The following is a 23537-nucleotide window of genomic DNA, read 5'->3' as shown; positions in this document are numbered from 1 at the left end:
TGATATAAAATATCTCTATTTCATACAATATAACAACATATTCAGTTTACGCTCAGATGCCGCTTGTGTCAAGAGACATCGCTCTGTTGATGACACTATTGCCAAAGCCTTTTCGATATAAAAAAGCCATTATTTTCTGCTTTTCCTCATAGCTCATGTTGTCTTTATCATAATGCTTTTTCTTAAGAAGGTTTATACATAGTGAAAGCTCGGGATCCTGTTCATTATCTTCATACGCGCTGCTCATAAGATTATCTATCAGCTCTGAATCAATTCCCTTTTGTAAAAGATCCTGTCTTATCCTATTTTTGCTCCTAAGCTCCTGATGATAACGTATATATTCGTCTGCATATCTCTCATCATCCAGGTACCTGTAGGATTTAAGATATTCCACCGTATCGTTTATAACAGCCTCAGTGTAGCACCCCTCTTTCATCTTTTCCCTGAGTTTATACTCGGTATAGTCTCTTTTTTGAAGAAGGTTCATGGCCCTTTTTTTTGCTCTCTTCGGAATAACCTCATTAGCGATTTCATCAAAAACAGGCGAAGAAATCTCCTCGCCTGTCCTTAATTTATAATCTCTAATCTCACCTCTGTACAGGATAAAAGCGAATTCACCGTCAATATATATTTTGGATCTCTTATTGTCGAACGGTACTATATCCGTAACAGTCATGATATTTAAGCCTCTTCGGTTTTTGATGCTTTTGATTTCTTAGCTGTAGCAGGAGCTGCCTCTTCCTGAACATCACTATCGCCCTGAAGGCCGTAGTGAGCGCGAACTTTAGCAGCGATTTCATTAAGGATATCAGGATGCTCTTCAAGATATGTCTTGGCATTCTCACGACCCTGACCGATCTTGTCACTTCCGTACTGGTACCATGCGCCACTCTTATTAACGATATCAACTGCAGCTGCAAGATCAAGTACATCTCCTGTGTAAGAAATACCCTTGCCGTACATGATATCAAACTCAGCTTCCTTAAACGGAGGAGCAATCTTATTCTTTACGATCTTAACTCTTGTTCTGTTACCTATGGACTCACCACTCTGTTTAAGAGTCTCTATTCTTCTGACATCCATACGTACTGAAGAATAGAATTTAAGGGCACGTCCACCGGTTGTGGTCTCAGGATTGCCAAACATAACGCCAACCTTCTCACGAAGCTGGTTAATGAAGATTACAGTACAATTAGACTTGCTGATAACTGCTGTAAGCTTTCTGAGAGCCTGAGACATAAGTCTTGCCTGTAAGCCCACATGTGAATCGCCCATATCACCATCAATTTCAGCCTTGGGTACAAGAGCTGCGACAGAGTCAACTACAACAATATCTATAGCGCCGGAGCGAACCATTGTCTCACAAATCTCAAGAGCCTGTTCACCTGAATCAGGCTGTGAAATATATAGATTATCGACATCAACTCCTATATTCTTAGCATATACCGGATCAAGAGCATGCTCAGCATCAATAAAACCTGCAATTCCGCCTCTCTTCTGGACTTCAGCGATCATATGAAGTGTAACAGTAGTCTTACCACTTGACTCGGGACCATAAATCTCAACTATTCTTCCCTTAGGAATTCCTCCAAGGCCAAGTGCTATATCAAGACTAAGTGAACCTGTAGGTGTAGTTTCAACACTCATCTGTGCTGCAGGATCTCCAAGCTTCATAACCGCACCCTTACCAAACTGCTTCTCAATCTGACCGAGTGCTGCTTCTAATGCTTTCTGCTTATCTTCTCTTTCCATACTATTTCTCTCTCCTTTTCTTTACAGAACAAGCGTTCTGTGATAATAATAAAACAAATGTTCGTTTGTGTCAATAAAAAAATCCCGATTTACAAAAAATAAAAAAAGGAAAAATCTGGCGATACGCCGGAAATAAGACCTTCGTATATTACACATTACCGGCTGAAAAGTCAAGTCTTTCAATCTCAGAATAGTCTTAGAACAGAATACTACGTAAAAATCATACTGAAAATGCAAGAAGCGCTAGCTTGGAAATAATCAGTTCTCTGATTATCATACCTGCATTTTCTTTTTCTTGCAGAGAAAATGCAGAAAGCTGATTCATGGTATACACTTTCTCCTGATAATGATCTTCAGACCCCTTTCTCAACTGACTTACTCTTACCTTGGCCTTGAGCTGTTTGTAGACACGCCACTCAGGATCCTCCTGTGTCAGATGATAAAGATGACTTTCCAGGGTTGTGGATTCGTCTATATTTCTAACAATATATCTCTCCACAATAGTCTTAAACTTAAAAGGCGCCATCTCATCAGCCAGAATCTCATTATAGCTGAGTCGTGCTCCAAGGTAATACCTTGAAACATCCTGCATTGTGTACTTAAAATCGTCTTCATTTACAATGTTATACAAGCGCCTGTCCCCTTACGTTTCGCTCTGAAGATATATTATCAGATCAGGTGTCCTATAAATATACCTCATTATATTACTGTTTGGATTGTTTCCCACAACAATTATCTAAATAAATATCTTTTCTCAAATTATCATTTTTTCTCAGGTTTATAATCCAAGTCTTCAATCTGATTGCCGCAGGCTTTTATTGCTTCGAGAATTTTTTCTTTATCCCATCCGGTCTCCTCGGCGAGTTCTTCAACAGTACAGCTGCGTCTAAGTTCATCAGCAAGTTCCTTTGCCTTATCAGCCACCTCCTGAACAAGCTGAACAGCCTTCTGCACTCTTGCGGTTTCAGCAGCGTCATCCTCAATCAGATTTTCCATGGCATCCATAACACGCTGAGCAAGATAAGCATCACATTCCTTATGATTCTCCAGAGAAGAGAGCTCAGAAACCGCCTTCATAAGGGCTATATTTCCTTCGCCGATAAGGTCCTCAATCAAAACACCCTGCTCCGCATACAATTTTGCCACATCTGTAACCATGGAAAGACTGAGTTCTACAAGTCTCTTCTGAGCGTCTGCTTCTCCTGCCATGGCCGAGATGGCAATAGCTTCCTTTTCTCCGTCTGAAACAGGCTGTAAAAGGCTGATCTCTTCAAGGTAGTTTTCCAGATAACCTGCCTCCTCTTTAGAGAGATACTCCGAAGAATCAATAGCTTCTCCGATTCCGATATTATGCTTTTTCAAATAATCATATATAAGTTCATACTGGGAATCACTAAGTTCAAGATCATCAAAGGTATCTCTTATCTCTTCCTCAGCCACAGTACCGCCCTGCCTTCTGGCATGCTTGGTAAGATCCCCCAATCGTTTTGCAAATTCCTGTTCTTTATTTTCAAGATTGGACATATATTTCTCCTAGATAAATGTTTTTACACTTAAAATCAATTATTTGACATGTGTATGCGTAAAAAGATGCTCCTGGCAATATTCATAATTCCCATTGCATTTTGAGCAGAATCTGAACTCCAATGTAGGGTCATCCTCTTCCGATCTTCCGCAAACCGCACATTTGTGTTTAGTTATTCCGCGAGGAGTTATCCTTACAGACTTTTTAAAATCATTTCTTCTCTTAACCTCCTTCGGGCGAAGATGCATAAGTTTTCCGCCTGAAAACCAGAAAATGGCAAATGTAAGAAGAGAGGCCGTAATTGCAAAGAACAAATAAATGTTTCCGCTGATAGCAGCTGAAATTGCTTCAAAGGCAAGCCATACCCCATAAACAATGCCAAGCCATTTCATCTTAAGCGGAATAATAAACATAAAGAGTACGACATTGTCAGGAAATGTAGCAGCAAATGCAAGCAAAATAGACATATTGATATAATATGTACTAAAAACATGTGAAACAATCTGCATAGCTGCCGTTATTTCCACGCTGCTGTAGCTGCTTCCGAATTTTATTAGCAGATAACCATATGACAAAAAGGACGCGACTATCATTAGAAGAAGACCTGTAAAGATATAGCAGTTATACTTGTATTCTCCCCAGACTCTCTCCATAGTTGTTCCAATCGAATAATAAAAGTACAGCATTATCAGCACAAAGAATAGATTGCTCTCTGTAGGAGGGATAAGTATCCATGTGATCAGTCTCCATACCTGTCCTCTCAGTATTGCAGCCGGATTGAGCGTTAAATATTCAAGTATCCCCGAACCAACCGGAGCAAATGTAAAAATGTATCCTATAATGTAGCAGATAATAAGAACTATTGTCAGATTTTTAATGGCATACTTGCCAAACTTTTTTTCAAAATTACTCATACGTCTCCTATATAAAAACTTAAATTTATTTTTCAGTTTCTTGCAACTTTAGTTTTTTTCTATTTTTTTCAAACATTCCATAAGAGTTTATCACATTTTATGCCCTTTTGCATCGGTATTTGTATAATTGATTTTTGAACATGCTTAGATTATAATGTAGCGTAATGCGCACATTTTTTGTGCATATAAATAAGTAAAAACTGTTAGATTTTTTAGAGGTTAGATTTTTATGATTTCAAAGGATTACACACTGGGTATTGATATCGGCTCTACTACTGTCAAGATCGCACTTATGGATGCTGACAGAAATATAGTATTTTCAGACTACAGACGACACTTTGCCAATATTCAGGAGACTTTGCTTTCTCTCCTTCAGGATGCAGCAAAGATTAGCGGTAATGTCACTTTGCACCCTGTTATTACCGGGTCAGGCGGACTTACGCTTGCTAGTCATCTTGACGTACCGTTCGTGCAGGAGGTCATTGCTGTTTCCACAGCTTTAAAAGCACTCGCACCTAAGACAGACGTTGCTATAGAACTTGGTGGTGAAGATGCCAAGATAATATATTTTGAAGGCGGCAATGTTGAGCAGCGAATGAACGGTATCTGTGCCGGTGGTACAGGATCCTTTATAGACCAGATGGCATCTCTTCTGCAAACCGATGCCTCAGGTCTTAACGAATATGCCAAAGATTATCAGTCACTTTATACCATAGCTGCTCGTTGTGGTGTATTTGCAAAATCCGATATACAGCCACTTATAAATGAAGGTGCTACAAAGGAAGACCTTGCCGCATCCATTTTCCAGGCAGTTGTCAATCAGACTATAAGTGGGCTTGCCTGTGGTAAGCCAATCAGAGGACACATCGCATTCCTTGGTGGCCCTCTCCACTTCTTATCCGAGCTTAAGCAGGCATTTATCCGCACTCTTAAGCTTGACGATGAGCATATTATCGATGCAGATAACTCTCATCTTTTTGCCGCAATGGGTTCTGCCATGAACGCAAAAGAGGATTGCCATTATTCAATGGTAGAAATGATCGGTAAACTCAATCATAAGATTGTTATGGCAGCCGAGGTTTCAAGACTTGATCCCTTATTTGACTCTGAGGATGAGTATAATGAATTCCTTAACCGTCAGAATAACTATCGTGTTAAGACTGCAAAGCTCGATAATTATAAGGGCAATGCTTTCCTGGGTATAGATGCAGGTTCAACCACAACAAAGTGTGCTCTTGTATCTGAAGACGGCGATCTTTTATATTCATTTTATTCCAGTAACAACGGAAGTCCTCTTAAAACTGCTATCAGCTCAATACAGGAGATTTATAAGCTTATGCCCGAGGGTGTAACTATTGCCCGCTCCTGCTCAACAGGTTATGGCGAAGCACTTCTTAAGTCTGCCCTTATGCTTGATGATGGTGAAGTAGAGACTATCGCTCATTACAATGCCGCAGCATTTTTTGATCCTGAGGTTGATTGCATTCTGGATATCGGCGGCCAGGATATGAAATGCATTCATATAAAAAATGATACAGTCGACAGCGTTCAGCTTAACGAAGCCTGCTCCTCAGGCTGTGGAAGCTTTATAGAGACTTTTGCAAAATCACTTAATTACAGTGTTCAGGACTTTGCAAAGATAGCTCTTTTTGCTGAAGCTCCCATCGACCTTAGAACACGTTGTACTGTATTTATGAATTCCCGTGTAAAGCAGGCTCAGAAGGAAGGCGCTTCTGTAGCTGACATATCCGCAGGACTTGCATATTCAGTTATTAAAAATGCTTTGTTTAAGGTTATCAAAGTCTCTGACGCCAAGGAGCTTGGTGATCACATCGTAGTTCAGGGTGGAACCTTCTATAATGATGCCGTACTTAAGGCATTTGAAAAAATCTCCGGTGCTCAGGTTACAAGACCTGATATCGCCGGAATCATGGGTGCTTTCGGTGCTGCTCTTATCGCGCGCAACCGTTTCCATGAGAAATCAAACTATAAGACCACAATGCTCACTATTGATCAGATCAATAATCTCGAGTATTCAACAAGTATGACTACCTGCCAGGGTTGTACTAACCATTGTCGTCTTACCATCAATAAATTTACCGGAGGACGTCAACACATATCCGGTAACAGATGTGAGCGCGGTATTGGGAAAGTAAAAAATGCTGCAGGAATTCCTAATCTTTTTGACTATAAATATAAGAGAATTTTTGACTATAAACCATTAACTGAAGTGGAAGCAAAGCGTGGAACCGTAGGTATCCCCAGAGTTCTTAATTTTTATGAGAACTACCCTTTCTGGTTTACCTTTTTCACAAAGCTTGGATACCGTGTAATTCTTTCACCAAGATCAACACATCAGATTTATGAGCTTGGTATAGAATCAATTCCCAGTGAATCTGAATGTTATCCTGCTAAGCTTTCACACGGACATATAGAATGGCTTATCAGAAATAATGTAGATTTCATCTTCTATCCCGGACTGTTCTATGAGCGCGACGAGGTTGAAGGAGCTACAAACCACTACAATTGTCCTATAGTTACTTCTTATTCTGAAAACATCAAGAATAACGTGGAAGCTATAACAGAGGGCAAGGTTAAATTCCGCAACCCCTTCATGTCATTTTCAAGCCTCAAGACAGCTACGGATGCACTTGTAAAAGAGTTTTCGGAAATACCCGCAAAGGAAATAGTAGAAGCTGCAAAATGCGGATGGGATGAGATGGAAAATGCCCGTGATGACATTCGTAAAAAGGGTGAAGAGACTCTTCGCTGGATGAAGGAAAATAACAAACACGGCATCGTCGTTGCAGGTCGTCCCTATCACGTGGATCCAGAGATTAACCATGGTATCCCGGATATGATATGTTCTTACGGAGTTGCTGTACTTACCGAGGATTCAGTATCGCATCTTGGTACACCTGAGAGGCCGCTTATAGTGTCAGATCAGTGGATGTACCATTCACGTCTCTACGCTGCAGCAAGTTTTGTTCGCACCAGAGATGATCTTGATCTCATCCAGCTCAATTCATTTGGATGCGGTCTTGATGCTGTAACAACAGATCAGGTAAATGATATCCTTTCAGGTTCAGATAAGATTTACACCTGCCTTAAGATAGATGAGGTAAACAATCTTGGTAGCGCAAGGATACGTGTGCGCTCTCTTCTTGCTGCAATCCGTGTTCGTATGCAAAAAGGGCAAAAGGATCGAACCATCGGCTCTACAGCTATTAACAGAAGACTTTTCACAGAGGACATGCGCAAGGATTACACTATCCTCGTTCCTCAGATGTCACCGATTCACTTTGATATATTAGAACCGGCACTTTCTGCTTGCGGCTACAATATCGTGGTAATGCAGAATGATAATAAGCACGCAATTGATATGGGATTAAAATATGTTAATAATGACGCCTGCTATCCTTCGCTCTGGGTTGTCGGTCAGATAATGGATGAGCTTCATTCAGGAAAATATGACCTCAATAAGACAGCTGTTCTCATGAGTCAGACTGGTGGCGGATGCCGTGCAACAAACTATGTCGGTTTCATCAGACGAGCACTTAGAAAAGCCGGTATGGAGCAGGTACCTGTAGTATCCGTAAACCTAAGCAAGCTTGAGCATAATCCCGGTTTTCATCTGAACTTCGAGATGCTTGAGAGAGCTGCATATGCTGCCGTATTCGGAGATGTCTTTATGAGATGCGTTTATCGCATGAGACCTTACGAAAAAGTACAGGGTTCTGTAAACGCTGTTCATGAAAAGTGGAAAAAGAAGTGCATCGAATTTGTATCCGCTAAGCATCTTAGCTTTACAAAGTTCCAGCACATGTGTAAAGAAATTGTTGAAGACTTTGATAAAATTGAGATTACTGATGAAATAAAACCCAGGGTTGGTGTGGTAGGAGAAATTCTTGTTAAGTTCGCTCCCGCTGCAAACAACCATCTGGTAGAACTTCTTGAAGCTGAAGGTGCAGAAGCTGTTGTTCCCGATCTTTTAGATTTCATGCTCTACTGCTTCTATAATCAGGTATATAAAGCTGATCATCTTGGTACAAGTAAAAAGACCAAGGCCTTTTGCAAGACCGGAATCTGGGCACTCGAAAAGCTTCGCGGCGGCGCTGCTAAGGCATTTGAGAAGAGTGTGCATTTTGATGCACCAACAAGCATTTATAAACTTGTTAAGTATGCAGAACCTATAGTATCAATCGGTAACCAGACAGGTGAAGGATGGTTTCTGACAGGTGAGATGGTTGAGCTTATTAAGGAAGGTGCTTCAAATATTGTCTGCACTCAGCCTTTCGGATGTCTTCCTAACCACGTAGTAGGAAAAGGTGTTATCAAGCAGATGAGAAAGCTCTACCCCGGATGCAATATCGTGGCTATAGATTACGATCCAGGAGCAAGTGAAGTTAATCAGCTTAACAGAATAAAACTAATGCTCTCTACTGCACATAAAAAAGCTCACGACGAAGAAACTTCAATTGCAAATAAAGCTATATCATAATGAATTTTATAATTCTTGCAGAAAATGCTTAGCAATTTCCAGTAAGATAAAGAAGCTTGCAGCCCGTAAAAATACGGTTTCTGCAAGCTTTTTTATCTGATAAACATAAATGTTGTTCTGCGGAAAGCAGAGCCTATTCTAACAAGCCCTGAATAAATAAGGCCTATACTATATATGTATACTGCTGTATTCTGCCATCTTACAAAAAGTATACATATAACTGCCAGCGTCACGTTTACTATCCCATGTGTAAGCTTTAATCTCCATGCCTGTCCTCTGTATACTCTTGCTTCATTTGCACGTAGAATTTCAACAAGACCGGAAAATCCATTTAACGCTGCAAGATAAAGGAGAATATATATCTTAGGTACATTGGAAATCGAAGTAGTTAAAACTCCAAAGTTTATGAGTATAATTCCTCTGTAAAGAATGCCTTTTCCATCTACCATATATCTGGCCATGGTGAAATAGTAAAAAAGCTGTCTGATTCCTGATATGATAAAACCTATACCAAGAACCAAAATGATCACCTCATATGCATGACTCCGATATATTAAAAGTAAAGTCGCAGTAATGATTGTGGCTATTCCATAAAGAATAGAACTAATCCGTTGTCCCCTGCTCATTTTCTAATCCCTCTTCTGCCGTAAAAAATAGCTTTTTGCTCATCAGCACCTTTGAAAATCCTGCCAACATGTTCTTAGATTGATAAATCTCATTGGTCACCATACCCTTCTGAGCTATTGCACCTATGAAAAATTTCCCAAGAAATGTTTTATTTTTCCTTTTTAAAGAGGTTCTTGCATATTCATATCTGTATTTATCTACATCAAAATCCTCTATTATTTCTCCAGACAATTCTTCGCCAAACTGTTTCCAGTCTTCTGAAGCATTAAGCTGCCGTTTCCTTATAATTCCTCTTATTCTTTCCTCATAAGGGGCAATTATGTCATATGCATATGTATCCTTCTCGAATTTGTCGATATCCCCTCTTATGTACTTCATAGCATAAATCATCTGCGCAAAAGCTTTATAATAATCACTTTGATTATCCTTAAAAATCTGTTTATATTCATACCATGCAGGAAGATACTTATATTTTGCGAAGCTGTAATCCGGAAAATGTCCGGCTCTGCCATGTCCGAGATTCATAACCGAGTTTTCCTGACTCTGGTAGAGGCTGTTTGTATAAATGCCATTGGCAATATCGTCCGGTGTTGATGGCTTATGGACAAAAGTAACACGCTGCTCTATATCTCTGCCTGCACCAGGAATCACTTCAAAGAATTCACGATTTGTATTGTTTATCACAAGTGAAGGAGTTCCTGCAAAATACATATGCGCCCAGGTATCTGCAAGCACATGCATGGCGATTCCAACAGCCTGAAGACTCTTATCCTTCGCAAGTTCAACTGTCTTTACAAGAAGATCACCGTTTGGTTTACATATCAACCTGTACTTATTCAGGTATGCTTTGGAGCATCCTTTTTTTTCAGCATAAAGATCATACGGAAGGAAATGAAATGAAGCCCATATTCTTGTTATATCCTGAAGACCGATTATATCAGTCCTTGTATCCATCATTTCCAACTGCAGCTGCGTTGTAGCAGCGATATCAGGTGCTTTTATTCTTGAAAGATAAGTCTTTGAGCAGCAGTCCACAAATTGAGCGCAATAACATATGGTCAGGCATTCCTTATGAGAATAACCTGCCAGATATGCAGCACAATATGTAGCATAGTAGTGAAAGTCTTCCTGCATATTAACTCTGCTCCTTTTTAACAGTTATACGAGCCATGTGCATAGAATATAATATATCCGCCAAAATAAACAACAATGTCAAATCTGCCATTAGCTCTGCAATCTCTCGAAATTCAAATCCTGCAATATTATTAAGATCAGAAACAACAAACACCCAGTATATCACAGCAAGTACTACAGTCCAAAATACAAACCGCTTATTCTTTCTGTTTCCTCTTCCGTATCGGATGGCACATAACCCTACATAGCTGTTCAATATAAGAATCATTATGCAAACTGAAATAATTACAACAATAGTACCCTGCAAATATATATCCGAATATTCCGGAGCAACATCTCTAATAGAGTCTTGAACAAAGCCCGAGTCAAGTATAATAGTAATAAAAGTCTTTATGACGGTCCAAATTCCAAATGCAATTACGCCTTTTCCACCTGCCTCGATATTACTGTTATATCGCCTGATTTTTGCTATTGTTTCCTCAGTCATGCCTGCTCCTGTCAAAAAAGAGTGTTTCTTTATCACCCATACATATCTCAAGGGCTGCCAATAATGTGGCAGCCCTTGGCTTAAGCATAAATAAGTTATTTATTTGGCTTTTTCATTTAATTTATCTATATCGTCCTGCAATCGCTCCATGGCAAACTCATTCGATCGAAGTGCAAGATGAGTCTTAAGCGATCTGTTATGGACCTCATTTCTCTTCTTAAAGTAATCAAGAAGATTTTCATCATCAATCTTGAGATATCCATCTGCAATAGCACCCGGAAGCACAAACTTTTTAACAACATCGGAAAATTCTACTTCAATGTATTTTCCATCCTGCTTCACAATGGTTCCTGCTCCAAATTTTTCATGTGAGATTTTTAAATTGATAGCATCTTTATCTCCAAGACCTGAAGCCTCAGCATCAAGTGCCTCAATCTCTTTCTTCAAGTTCTCATGTTCAACCTTAAGCTCTTCCATTCGCTTAGCATTTTCTTCAAGAAGCTCTTTTGTTCTCTTTGTTCTGGTTTTTGTAGTGGTTTTTACCTCAGTTCCTTCCTCTTCAAGATCTAAACCCATTGCATACCCCTTTTCCGCAGATATATCTATCTGCTAGTTCCTCTATCATCGATATATTACATTTTATCGTATTTTTTATCGTTTGCGGAGGTTCTTACCTATTTTTTATAAATCTTTTATATAAAGTTCTAAATATTTACCATCAGTATTTGGTAATGTCAGTTAGCGGAACCAAACCTATTTTCCTAAAAGCTATTGAATTGATAATCCCCGCAAAAGCAAAACAGCTAAATGCAGCAACTACCCAGGCTATTGGGAATACATCAAGTACATAACTAAAGCCATTAGTCTGCATCATTTTAACACTAAGCATCGATATCGGTATGCCGATCGCAATACCAAGTAAAACACCTGTAGTCGTAGTAACTACAACTTCCCCTGCAAGAAAACCTATTACCTGACTATTAGAGAACCCATTTACACGCATTGTGAGAAGTTCTCTCATTCTCCTTAGAACCAATATATTGCTAAGATTAAGAAGTATCATAAATGAAAGGATAAACGAAAAAGCAAGCACAAGATAGACAACTATATCAAACAGATCAAGCATGGTCTTGTTCTTTTCCTTAATACTGTCAGCTTTTGAGACATCATCTACTACAGCAAGCCCTGAAAGACTCTCATATAGTGCTTCCGTATCCTCTCCTGCCTTAATAAAATAACAGTTATCCTCAGTATCCTGATCAAAAATCTTCTCATAATAATCTCTGGACATAAATGCGCATTTTCCAAAATATTGAAGAAAATTTCCCTTAACCTCCACTTTTTCAATTTGCAGTTCATCAGTTACCATATTTATGGAAGTCCCCACTATTAGCCCATCTTTCTCTGCCATCTCCTCAGTCACGATTATGCCTTCCTCGGGCAATGTAAGATCTTTTCCATCCCTTGTAATAATATTCAGGAATTCCTTTATCATTGTTTCATCATCTACCAGGTAAACTTCAGTAAGTGATTCCTTGTTATCAGTTTTCAGAACTGCGCCAAGCTTATATACGGGATAGTACTTATATTTCCTTATCTTTCTTAATACTTCGTCTCTTTCCTCATTTGTCACATCCTGCTTCAAAACAACTTTTATATCATAGCTCCATAGCTCATTTATCTGTTTATTGAGTGATTTGTCAAAAGCTTTCTTCAGGGTTATTCCAAGCCCTATAAGCATGCAGCAGGATAGTACTATTACTACTGTAATAATAACTCTTCCCATATCTGTGTAAAAATTGCTGATGATCATTTTTACATAAATACTGTTACTTTCTCTTTTTGCCGCTTTTGAACGCCCCTTGTTACGTGGTTCATTTCCACTTAAAAGTCCTGTTGCACTACAGGAAATAAATTTTTCACAAGACCATATGACAACTAAGGTTGTAAGGAATACCACTATCACGAAAGTAGCAATTACCGGAACAGGATTAGCTGTATGCTTTAGTTCATCAAAAATGAACATATCTCTCATTGTGTTCAAAATAAGAGCTTCAAGTGCAAGTCCACCCACTACCCCCAGTACTGCTCCAAAGGCTGCCGCTGACACTCCAAATATAATATATTTTTTTCTTATCTCACTTTTATGAGCACCAAAGGCCTTCAGTACACCTATTTGCTTTTTCTGTTCCTCTACAATAATAGCAATTGTAAAAAAGCAGACTATAACAGTTATGCCTCCAAAAATCGGCATAAATACAAACATGAATTTCGTAAGTACATCCACATTTGATTTAAGTTCAATAAAGTTCAGATTAGCTTCCCTCATCTGAACAAGCCACTCTCCATCAGAGTTCTTTGCTTCTTCAATCTCTTTCTTTACATCTGTCAGCTTATCATAAGCTTCCCTTTTGCCATCCTCGTATTCTGTTCTGGCTTTTCTAAGCTCATCCTCACCCTTTTTCTTTTCTTCTTCAAACTCTGTTTTGCCCTCAGAGAGTTCTTCTTCCGCATCTGAAAGCTTTTTTAGTGCTTTTTCCTTTTCAGCCTTGAAGGTTCTTTTAGCTTTCGCTATTTCTTCAGCGCCTTCCTTTTTCTTCTCCTCAAATTCTTTTTCTTTGTCCGCCAGAAGCTGCCTTGCTTCAGGCTCCTTTTTTTCAAGCTCTGCCTGGCCTTCCGCCAACTCCTTTTTGCCCTGTTCCAATGAAAACCACCCCTGATCAAGAAGTCTCCTTCCTTCAGCAAGTTCATCAGCTCCGCTTCTTAGCTGCTCCTCTCCTTCCGTTAGTTTATCCTCAGCACCTTTTAATTGCTCATACATGCCTTTCAGATCAGTTTCACCCTCTCCAAGGTTCATGCTCTTCAGCATTTGCTCCTTCATTTCATCAGGAAGTTTGTCAATTATCTCAATCACTTTGCCAAAGCGCTTTATGATGCTGTATCCTTTTGCAGCTCTTAGTTCATTGATAATTTCAGGAGGAATAGTACTATCGCCTGCAATTTGAGAGGCAAGCTCCAAAGAACTTATAGCTGCGTCAAGATTTGAATCACTAAGATATGTTTCCATACGATATATACCGCTGTCATATTCATCCCAGCCTTTATTTAATTCTTCTCTTCCTGCTTCGAGCTTTTTAACACCTTCTTCATACTCTTTTTCTTTTTCATTCAGGGTCTTTTCAGCATTATCAAGCTCCAAAAAACCGGAAAAAAGCTTATATTTTGCATCATTAAGTTCATCTTCCAACTGCTTTTTAGCATCTGCAAGCTGCTTTTCTCCATCAGCTATTTTAGTATTGTATTCATCTTCTCCTTCTCTGATTTTCCGTTCACCATCTGCCAGCTCTTTCTGAGCTTTTTCTTTAGCTTCGGCAAGTTCTTTTTCGCCATCCTCAAGTTGTTTTTTTGCATCACCTATTTTTTCATTAAATTCATTTGTGGCATCATCAAGTTTTTTCTTACCATCAGCCAGTTCATCATTTACTTTCTTTTCCGCCTTTAAGTATTCATCATCGAGCTCTTTATCAAACTCTTTTTTTCTTGAAACAGACAGTACCTCGACATCGTTGTTCAGCTCTTTTTTCACTATATCTGCGCTGTCAAAGTATTCCTTCTGCATTGTATTAAAGTTATCCGGAATATCTCCATCAACAAAGATATTTGTGTAATCAAAAGCCAGATCATCTGTATCAAAGCTTGAATACGGTAGAATGCAGAAGCCATCCCTGTTTGTTCCAAAATAATCAGGGTGCTCGGCTATCCCTGTGACAGTATATCTTTTTTCCCAAAGAGCTTCTTCAAACCTTGCTCCTGTTAGTTCTAAGTTTATGGTATCCCCTACAAAAACTCCAAGATAATCCGAAACCTCCGGACTTATAGCACATTCGTTTTTCTTAACAGGGAGGCTTCCTGATTTAACATAAGGAACACTTATTTTCTCTGTTAATGATATAACCTTTAAACTGCAGCTTTTTTCATTATGAGAGGCTTTTCCGGGAAGGTTCAAAACACCCTCTGCATCCTTTACAGTCTCATTTGCTTTTACGATATCTACATCCTTGGCCTTGATTCCAATACCTGATGCTATATCTGCATCTTTGAAATTGTGCTCCTTAAAATATTCATCTCCGATTTGTTTTAATGAATACATGGGAAAACAAATGCCCAGAATAATACCGGCACTTATGACTACAATCGTGACAATAGAAAGCCACGAGATAATTCTCTTTTTGATATTGCGTAGAGCATCCTTTGCCCAGGATTCTTTCATACTCCCCGGCTCCCCTCATGTCAAAGCACTTCTACCATACCAAATCTGCCGCATGAAGCGGCCATGAGTTAGTTCTAATACTTGTTATTTTTCCATTTTTAACATGTACAACTCTGTTTGCCATCTTGGCAATTTCAACATTATGAGTTACCATCACAACTGTAGTAAGACCTTCTTCAATAATGCTTTCAATCAGTTGTAATACTTCCTGTCCGGTTGTAAAATCAAGAGCCGCCGTTGGTTCATCTGCCAGAATAATTCTCGGATTTTTTACTATAGCTCTTGCAATTGATACTCTTTGCTGTTGCCCTCCACTCATCATGGAAGGGTAGTTATTTGCTCTGTCAGTTAGTCCTACCATATCCAGAGCCAGCTTGGAATCCCTTGGATTTTTGCATATTTCGGCGATTATTTTTACATTCTCCAAAGCAGTCAGGTTCGGCATAAGATTATAGGCCTGAAAAATAAAACCTATATCATCTCTTCTAAACTGAATAAGCTCTTTTCGAGTAGGATGTGAAAAATCCTTCCCATCCATATGTATCTCTCCATCTGTTGGAGAATCCATCCCACCAATGATGTTCAAAAGAGTGGACTTTCCGCAGCCACTCTCACCAAGAATAACCAAAAATTCTTTTTCATATATATCCAGGTCAATGCCTTTAAGAATATGAATGACCTGATTTCCCACGATGTAATCCTTTTTAATTCCACGAAGTGTCATTACAGCCTTTTTATTTATGACAGGCGAATAAGATACTCCCTTTTCTTCAATTATCATCGCGCACAAGCCTGAGAATGAACTTACAATTGCAATTTCATCCTTCGTAAACTCTTCGGGCAGGGTTCTGTTAAGTAACTCTACACAACCAACAACCTGCTGTTTTAATACCATGGGATAATAAAGTGCATTCTGAGTAAGTAAGCCTGTGACTTCATCCTTCCCGCCGGGGAAACGACTATCATTAAAGCCATCTTTTACTAATACTTTATCACCGTTTTCGCATACCTCACCGACTATTCCTTTCCCATAAGGGATAGAAAAGCCGGTCACCTTTATATCATCCGTAGAAATAATGCTATTTATGGTTCGTGATTGATGGTCCATCAGCCACATAATACCTGAGTTTGCATGAACCGCGTCCACCAAGGCCTCAAATGCCTCAGTAAGAGCACTCTCTATCTGCTCTTCGTCCAGCATTTGCATAATATTCAACAATACCTTGATCATGTTGCCCTTATATGCCATACAATACTCCATTTAAAGTAAAACTAAAGCTCAAAATAATTATAGCAAAACAATTTTGCGTAGTGTTACAATCACTATTTTGTTAATTATTTTTTTATTCTTTTATAATTTTTACAAAAAACGAATATTATATATGGTAGTAGTTTTACAGTCAGGTTTCACTTGTAAGGATATTTCTTGCCTTATTTTTTCTGTCATCGTCAAGTATCTGTCCCCATTTATATGGAGTAGCCTGATATACATAGTAATCAAGCCAATTGGAATATAAATTATTGCAGTGCGATCTCCAGGTCAGCTTAGGGGTGTTATCAGGATCATCATCAGGATAATAGTTCTCCGGAACATGTATAGGTAAATCCTTGCTAAGGTCTCTGATATACTCATTGTGAAGAGTAAGCCTGTCATATTCGGCATGTCCCATCACAAAAATGTTCTTGCCGTCACGTGACATACATAAGAAAACTCCGGCCACTATTGACTCAGCAAGAACAACGAGATCCTTACATGCATGAATCTCGGCAGCAGGCGATTCCGTGTGTCTTGAGTGAGGCATCAGGAATATATCATCGAAGCCTCGAACAAGCGGAACTTTACGATTTTCAACTCTATGCTCAAATAATCCAAACAATTTTTCTGCCAAGGGTCTCTTCTGAATTCCATAGTGGTAATACAAGCCCGCCTGAGCGCCCCAACAGATATGGAAGGTTGAAGTTACATTTGTCTTGGACCATTCAAATATCTGACACAGTTCATCCCAATAATCAACCTGCTCAAACTCCATCTGTTCAACAGGAGCACCTGTTATTATCAGTCCGTCGTATGTATTCTCCTTAAGCTCATCAAAGGTATGATAAAACCTGTTCAGATGGTTTGGAGACGTATTTAAGGATTTATGACTGCTCACTCTCATAAATGAAACATCTATCTGAAGAGGTGTATTTGAAAGCGAACGCAAAAGCTGTAATTCTGTATCTTCCTTAAGAGGCATCAGATTAAGAATACAAATATTCAAAGAACGAATATCCTGATGCATAGCCCTGTTCTCATCAACAACAAAAATATTTTCTTTTTCAAGTATCTCCCTTACAGGAAGATCATTCATAATCTTTATTGGCATTTCAAGTCCTCCTCGCCCCTTTTATAAGTCATTTTATTGACGCCTTGATCATACCCGGAGTCTGTTATCTAAAAGTAATTATTTTATCAGTTCCAAAAATTCATTTTCATTTATAATCTTAATGCCCAAATCCTGTGCCTTTGTAAGCTTGCTACCTGCTGCTTCTCCGGCAAGAACCATTGTAGTCTTTTTGGATACGCTTCCTGCAGCTTTACCGCCGTTTTTGGTAATGAGTTCCTCAGCCTCTTTTCTTCCAAGGGTAGGTAACGTACCTGTGACAACAATAGTCATTCCTTCAAGCTTATTTGAAGCACCCTCATCAGGAACAACCGTCATATTAACCCCTGCAGACTGCATCCTGAGGATAAGTTCTTTGTTCTCCTCGCTGTGGAAAAAGTCATAAAGATCATTAGCTGTAGTTTCGCCTATATCCGGCATAGATAAAAAGCCGTCCACGGAAACATTAAATAGCTCAGTAATATCATCTACATGCTTCATTATTTCTCTTGCAGTAGCCTTTCCGACATTCCTTATGGCAAGGCCTGTTAGAAGCATCACCGGATTATTATCTTTCGATTTTTCTATTTCACCGAGAAGCTTGTCGGTATTCTTTTCTTTACCGATAATTCCTTTTTCAATCATCTCATCGCGATGTTTTTCAAGGTCATATATATCCGCATAGCTTTTAAGATAGCCGTCCTTTACAAGAGCCTCAATAAGTGTATCGCCAAGCCCCATAATATTCATGGCATCCCTTGAAGTAAAATAGGCAATTGTTCTTGTAACCTGTGCCGGGCATGTAGGATTGACGCATCTGATATCAGCCGTATCCTCTTCCCTTACAAGCTTATGTCCGCATACAGGACAGTTCCCAGGTGCTGTATATACCTGCTCAGGTTCTTCCACACATCCGTTTAGCTTAGGGATAATCTCACCTGACTTAAATAGCTTATAGGCACCACCTATGCCGATTTTCATATCACGAATGTAATCCTGATTGTGAAGAGTAGCTCTTGAGACTGATGTACCACAAAGTCTTGCCGGTTTACCTGTCTCCCTGTCATGGAAGCTTCCTGTAAATGTCAGTTTGCCTGTCCTTCCTACATCTACAATTATTTCATCCATTACCACAACTTTTTCTTCTGGTGAATACTTATATGCTATGTGCCCGCTTGAATACTTGCTTCCCGCGGGAAAATCGTCTCTCCACATGGTGTGATCAACTTTAACAACCGCGCCATCCAGATCAAAAGTTAGTTCAAATCTGTCATCACCAATCGTATCAATCGCATTAAGAACATCTTCTGCAGATTTACAGCACATATGCTTAACTACAGGTATTCCAAGACTTTCCAGCGTATCAAGTGCATTACAATGACTCTGCATAAGCTCTGCAGGTCCGTCCTGTACATTAAATACAAACATTCTAAGGCCGCGCTCTTTAGTAACTGCACTGTCCAGCTGTCTTAAAGTTCCCGCTGCAAGGTTTCTGGGATTTGCTGCAAGCTTTTTCCCAAGTTTTTCCTGTTGTTCATTGAACCTGTCAAAATCCTCATGAGACATGTATACCTCGCCTCGAAGTTCCAAGTAATCAGCGTCATATTTTATTTCCTTTTTTACGTCAGGAATAACAAGTGCATTTACGGTAACGTCTTCTCCAATTCTGCCATCTCCTCTTGTCTCTGCAAGTGAAAGCTTCATATATCCCGGTTTATCGGGATTTTTTTCATAACGAAGTGTCATACTGAGTCCGTCAATCTTATACTCCACTGAAAATTCAGCATCAGGGTGCTTGTCATGAACCTTATTTATCCAGGCAGTAACAGCATCCTTCTCAAATACATCCTCTATGGAAAGCATGGGAACATTGTGTGTGACCTTGACCCCTGCTTCTCTCTTAGCTGTTCCGCCAATTATCTGGCTTGGTGAGTCCTTAGTTATAAGCTCGGGATACTCACTCTCCATTTGCTTTAATTGCTGCATTAACTGATCATATTCAAAATCAGATATTTCAGGTGCATCCTGATTATAATAAAGTTCCATATGATAACGGATCTTATCAGCCAGTTCATTGTACTTTGCTATTATTTCACTTGTTGCCATTTTTTCTCCCCTGTAAATCATTTAATCCGGCTTCCTTATAAAGCTCTTGTAACTCGCGGCCTTCAATTTTCCTATGCTCAGAATAGTTAAGGCCCTTAAGTTCAATATTCATGATTCTTATTCTTTTAAGCTTTAAGACCTCATATCCAAAAGCCTTACACATTCGCCTTATCTGCCGGTTAAGCCCCTGCGTCAGCACTATCTTGAAGCACTTGTCATTTATCCTTGTCAATTTACAAGGCCTTGTTGTCTTTTGCAATTCTTCAAGATAAACGCCCTTTTCCATACCACTTATAAAGCTATCATTGATCTTATGGTCAACCTCTACAACATATTCCTTTTCATGGCCGTTCCTTGCCTTCATCATGGCTTGTATCAGATCCCCGTCATTGGTTAGGATCATCAGCCCTTCCGAATCTTTATCCAGTCGTCCCGCGTAAGTAACACGGCCATCGAAATTAAGGTCTTCAATAATAGTTCTCTCAGCGTGTTCATCCCGCTCAGTGCAAACTACTCCTACAGGCTTATTATACGCAAGAACCACCTTGTCAAAGGTAAGCGATATCCTTTTTTCATCCAATAAAACCTCATCGGAATCGGTAACCTTCGTTCCTGTTAATGCGATTGACCCATTTACCTTTATTCTGCCATCTTCTATTATCTTATCCGCTTCTCTTCTTGAGCAGACTCCACACATGGCGATATATTTATTTAGTCTTATTTCTCCATTATCCGGCACTGTGAAAACCTCATATTATAAAACGGAACGCCCTTCAAATGAAGTCGTCCCGTTAAAACCACTATAAATCGCAGACAATTATTATCAGTAAAGGCTTTATAAATTGCAAAGTGTCTCTATTGCATTATCCTTTAAAACTGTATCAAAACTCTCATCCATATGACAAATTATATTTTCCTTTGTGGTGACAAATTTGCCAAACTCGTAGCATATTGAAAATATCGCTGCAAATGTCCTTGCATCTTCATCCTTCCTGTCAAATACCATATAATACACATTATCGGAAGGGTTCCTGTAAAGCGTACTTCCCATGCTTATCTTACCGGGAATCTGCTTACAAAGCGAAATAACAGTCCTAATATCCTTTATCTCAAATACAAAAGTTTTGAATCCTATCTGTTCAAGTTCATTCCTTGATTTTTCCGGATTATTATTGGGATCATTTTCAATCTTAGTACGTCTGACTGCACCCTTTTTCTGAACAGGAATATTGTCAGCATCTTTTTTATCGCTTGAAGCCTTCTCAACCATGTTTTTAACAGAATTTGTAAAATCCTTAAGGCTCTGCAGATACTCACTCAGTTTGGGAATACGGTCTTCCTCAGGTACATCTCCAAGCTCCTCAAGAAAGTTCTTAGGGAATCTGAGACCGGCCTTCTCAGTAAGGTTCTTAAGCATATCAGCAAAAGCTCCATCAGCATTCTCAGAAAGTGTAAGTGAAATTGAGTGATCAGGAAGAACAGTTATCTGCATGGGTGTAAAAGCACCCTGAGGCTTATAATCAACCTCCTCAACGGCCCTCTCCATTACATCGTGAAGGAAATCCATAGCTTCCTTACTCTTATCAAAGAGATCCTCAAGCTTTAATCCCTGCTCATCCATATCATCTTCAGTAATTATGCAATTAACAGTATCCTTATTAACTCTTGTAAATTTCATAAAAAACTCCGTGCTATCGCTTAATCCGACAACATTCATGAATCATGACAAAACATATAGTGCATTATACCACAACAAAACTAGAATCGGTACTGCTATATTTATGTTTGAACCGGTCAAGAGTCTGTAATAAATCAGCAGATTCTTGGCAGTCCCTCGCCGTAAAGAGGGCCGATAAGTCTCTCTCCACCAATAGCAGTATGAAGCAATACACCATTATTATCGGCTTTTTTTATCTCTCCGATAATAGCTGCGTTTTCTCCGTATTTTGAAGCTTTTATTATTGATAAAGCTTCCTGTGCATCTTTTCCGGAAACAACGCAGATCATTTTTCCTTCATTCCCCATATATACAGGGTCAAGTCCCAGCATCTTGCAAAAATCCCTGACTTCACAGCTAACAGGTAATTTGTCCTGGTAAATATGTATCTCACAATCAGATGCACCTGAAAACTCATGCAGAACAGTTCCAAGGCCTCCTCTTGTGACATCTCTCATTGCGTGAACATCTATGTGATTGTCTATAAGCCCTTTTACCATCTCTGTAAGAGGAGCATTGTCTGACAGAATATTGTTTGTAATATTCATTCTGCCTGATAAAATCGCTGCATGATGGTCACCAAGGTTACCTGAAACAATAAGTACATCTCCGTCCTTACATCCTGCCGGTGATAATGCTATCCCATCAGGCATAAATCCTACGCCGGAAGTATTGATCATAATACCGCCAAAATCTCCACGTTTTTCAACAACCTTTGTGTCACCCGTAACTACAGTGACACCTGCTTCTTTTGCAGTATTAGCCATGGACTCAATAATTTTATCAAGGTCATCAAGGTCCATTCCTTCTTCAAGAATGCAGCCGCATGTAATATATTTGGGCTGAGCGCCGCTCATAAGCAGATCATTGACTGTTCCGCAAACAGAAAGTCTTCCGATATCGCCACCAGGGAAAAAGTAAGGTGTTACAACAAAGCTGTCTGTGGTAACAGCAAGTCTGTTATGCCCCGGAACAACCGCAGAATCTTCCATTCTGTCCAGATATTCATTCTTAAAATGTTTTGCAAATATATTTTCAATAAGCTCAGAGGTGGATGCTCCACCACTTCCGTGTGCCATAGTTACTTTCATTATTATCTCTTCCTTCTTCCGGATATAAAATAGTTATAGCAGCTTCCTTCGGTAGACACCATGCATGCTCCATGGGCATCCTCAGGTGTGCATTTTTTTCCAAATAAAGGACATTCATCAGGCGATATCTCACCTGTCAGAACTCTCGAACAGCTACACCCCGGAGGCATATGATCCTCATCAAGGCCATAACTTCCGGCATCATACTCTGAGTACTCTTTTTTAAGTCTCATTCCGGAGCCCTCTATGGTTCCCATCCCTCTCCAGGAAGCATCACATGGCTCAAAGAATCTGTTAACTGCTTTTCTGGCTTCTTCATTTCCTTTTTCACTTACAGCACTCCTATAAAAATTCTTTATTCCGGCTTTACCCTTCATTTTTACAAGAGCATATATAGCTGTAAGGAGCCCTGCTCCTTCAAATCCTGCTACAGCAAAAGGAAGTCCTGTTTCTTCGGACAATTCCTTAAAAAGATCTGATCCCGTGATTACGGAAACATGTCCCGGAGCTATAAATCCATCAATATTATCCGTATTTTTACATACCCATCTTATAACCTCAGGCATTGTTTTTAGTGATGTCAAAAGTTTAAGATTATGAACACCTGCCTTAATTGCATTTTCAAGAACCATGGCATATACCGGAGTCGTAGTCTCAAATCCTATTGCCGCAAATACATAATTCCTGTCAGGATTGCTCTGGGCCATTTTTATCGCATCCATAGGTGAATAAAGCATCTCCACCTTGCCACCGTTGGCTCTTGCATCAGCAAGACTCATTTTTGATCCTTTAACTCTGATAAGATCACCAAAGGTAAGCACTGTGGTATTCTCCGTAAGAGAAAGTTCCGTCAGCTTATCTATAACCGCCGTCACCGTAACACAAACAGGGCAGCCCGGGCCTGAAATCAGGTGAATTTTAGGCGAGAGCAGATTGGGAATTCCATTTTCGGATATTGCCGCAGTATGTGTGCCGCAGACTTCCATGAATCGAAGGTCCTCTCCGTCATAATTTTTCAATTGTTCCTTTATAAACTCTAACTTATCCATA

At 39.5% G+C, this 23537-nt stretch carries 18 protein-coding genes; 1 reads left to right on the top strand and 17 read right to left on the bottom strand.

Annotation, left to right across the window (positions count from 1 at the left end):
- Positions 1–52: 52 nt before the first annotated feature.
- The 5 genes from ACHCNF_RS01380 to ACHCNF_RS01360 all read right to left on the bottom strand — a co-directional run bounded on the left by ACHCNF_RS01380 (position 53) and on the right by ACHCNF_RS01360 (position 4191).
- Positions 53–676 carry a regulatory protein RecX gene (locus ACHCNF_RS01380; protein ID WP_408071014.1) on the bottom strand — a complete coding sequence of 208 codons (624 nt, stop codon included), beginning with the start codon at positions 674–676 and terminating at the stop codon, positions 53–55.
- 5 nt (positions 677–681) lie between these two features.
- Positions 682–1752 carry a recombinase RecA gene (gene recA / locus ACHCNF_RS01375; RefSeq protein WP_408071013.1) on the bottom strand — a complete coding sequence of 357 codons (1071 nt, stop codon included), beginning with the start codon at positions 1750–1752 and terminating at the stop codon, positions 682–684.
- Positions 1753–1972: 220 nt separating this feature from the next.
- Positions 1973–2383, bottom strand: coding sequence for a hypothetical protein (locus ACHCNF_RS01370; protein WP_408071012.1), 411 nt, complete (start codon positions 2381–2383; stop codon positions 1973–1975).
- Between the two features lie 131 nt (positions 2384–2514).
- Entirely contained in the window at positions 2515–3276 is a 762-nt protein-coding gene (locus ACHCNF_RS01365) for a sigma-70 domain-containing protein (protein WP_408071011.1), read from the bottom strand.
- Positions 3277–3315: 39 nt separating this feature from the next.
- Positions 3316–4191: a DUF1751 domain-containing protein gene (locus ACHCNF_RS01360; RefSeq protein ID WP_408071010.1), complete on the bottom strand. Its 876-nt coding sequence runs from the start codon at positions 4189–4191 to the stop codon at positions 3316–3318.
- 229 nt (positions 4192–4420) lie between these two features.
- Between ACHCNF_RS01360 and ACHCNF_RS01355 the strand changes: the two genes are divergently transcribed.
- Positions 4421–8692, top strand: a complete 4272-nt coding sequence (locus tag ACHCNF_RS01355) for an acyl-CoA dehydratase activase-related protein (RefSeq protein WP_408071009.1) — start codon at positions 4421–4423, stop codon at positions 8690–8692.
- A gap of 92 nt (positions 8693–8784) precedes the next feature.
- On the opposite strand, the gene ACHCNF_RS01350 is transcribed toward ACHCNF_RS01355, so the two are convergent.
- The 12 genes from ACHCNF_RS01350 to hypD all read right to left on the bottom strand — a co-directional run bounded on the left by ACHCNF_RS01350 (position 8785) and on the right by hypD (position 23536).
- A complete protein-coding gene (locus ACHCNF_RS01350; RefSeq protein WP_408071008.1) occupies positions 8785–9318 on the bottom strand; it encodes a DUF308 domain-containing protein in 534 nt (177 codons plus the stop codon).
- On the bottom strand, positions 9296–10453 hold the full coding sequence (locus tag ACHCNF_RS01345) for a DUF6765 family protein (protein ID WP_408071007.1): 1158 nt from the start codon (positions 10451–10453) through the stop codon (positions 9296–9298). Before ACHCNF_RS01345 ends, ACHCNF_RS01350 begins: the two co-directional genes overlap by 23 nt.
- Before the next feature lies 1 nt (position 10454).
- Positions 10455–10940, bottom strand: coding sequence for a hypothetical protein (locus ACHCNF_RS01340; RefSeq protein ID WP_408071006.1), 486 nt, complete (start codon positions 10938–10940; stop codon positions 10455–10457).
- A gap of 99 nt (positions 10941–11039) precedes the next feature.
- Complete coding sequence (locus ACHCNF_RS01335) at positions 11040–11516, bottom strand: hypothetical protein (protein WP_408071005.1); 477 nt, start codon at positions 11514–11516, stop codon at positions 11040–11042.
- Between the two features lie 142 nt (positions 11517–11658).
- Positions 11659–15210: an FtsX-like permease family protein gene (locus ACHCNF_RS01330; RefSeq protein ID WP_408071004.1), complete on the bottom strand. Its 3552-nt coding sequence runs from the start codon at positions 15208–15210 to the stop codon at positions 11659–11661.
- A gap of 31 nt (positions 15211–15241) precedes the next feature.
- On the bottom strand, positions 15242–16459 hold the full coding sequence (locus tag ACHCNF_RS01325; RefSeq protein ID WP_408071003.1) for an ATP-binding cassette domain-containing protein: 1218 nt from the start codon (positions 16457–16459) through the stop codon (positions 15242–15244).
- A gap of 151 nt (positions 16460–16610) precedes the next feature.
- The gene (gene metA / locus ACHCNF_RS01320) at positions 16611–17576 is read right to left on the bottom strand and encodes a homoserine O-acetyltransferase MetA (protein ID WP_408071002.1); all 966 of its coding nucleotides are present in this window, start codon (positions 17574–17576) and stop codon (positions 16611–16613) included.
- Positions 17577–17654: 78 nt separating this feature from the next.
- The gene (gene ligA / locus ACHCNF_RS01315) at positions 17655–19679 is read right to left on the bottom strand and encodes an NAD-dependent DNA ligase LigA (protein WP_408071001.1); all 2025 of its coding nucleotides are present in this window, start codon (positions 19677–19679) and stop codon (positions 17655–17657) included.
- On the bottom strand, positions 19666–20418 hold the full coding sequence (locus ACHCNF_RS01310; protein WP_408071000.1) for a pseudouridine synthase: 753 nt from the start codon (positions 20416–20418) through the stop codon (positions 19666–19668). Before ACHCNF_RS01310 ends, ligA begins: the two co-directional genes overlap by 14 nt.
- Positions 20419–20514: 96 nt before the next feature.
- On the bottom strand, positions 20515–21357 hold the full coding sequence (locus tag ACHCNF_RS01305; protein ID WP_408070999.1) for an adaptor protein MecA: 843 nt from the start codon (positions 21355–21357) through the stop codon (positions 20515–20517).
- Positions 21358–21491: 134 nt separating this feature from the next.
- Positions 21492–22487, bottom strand: coding sequence for a hydrogenase expression/formation protein HypE (hypE, locus tag ACHCNF_RS01300; protein WP_408070998.1), 996 nt, complete (start codon positions 22485–22487; stop codon positions 21492–21494).
- A 2-nt stretch (positions 22488–22489) separates the two neighbouring features.
- A complete protein-coding gene (gene hypD / locus ACHCNF_RS01295; protein WP_408070997.1) occupies positions 22490–23536 on the bottom strand; it encodes a hydrogenase formation protein HypD in 1047 nt (348 codons plus the stop codon).
- Between the last annotated feature and the right edge of the window lies 1 nt (position 23537).

This window comes from Butyrivibrio sp. NATIVEDY162 (assembly GCF_045999815.1).
Lineage (GTDB): Bacteria > Bacillota > Clostridia > Lachnospirales > Lachnospiraceae > Butyrivibrio.
The sequence above is the reverse complement of the archived record's forward strand: the minus strand, read 5'-3'. Positions and strand labels throughout refer to the sequence as shown.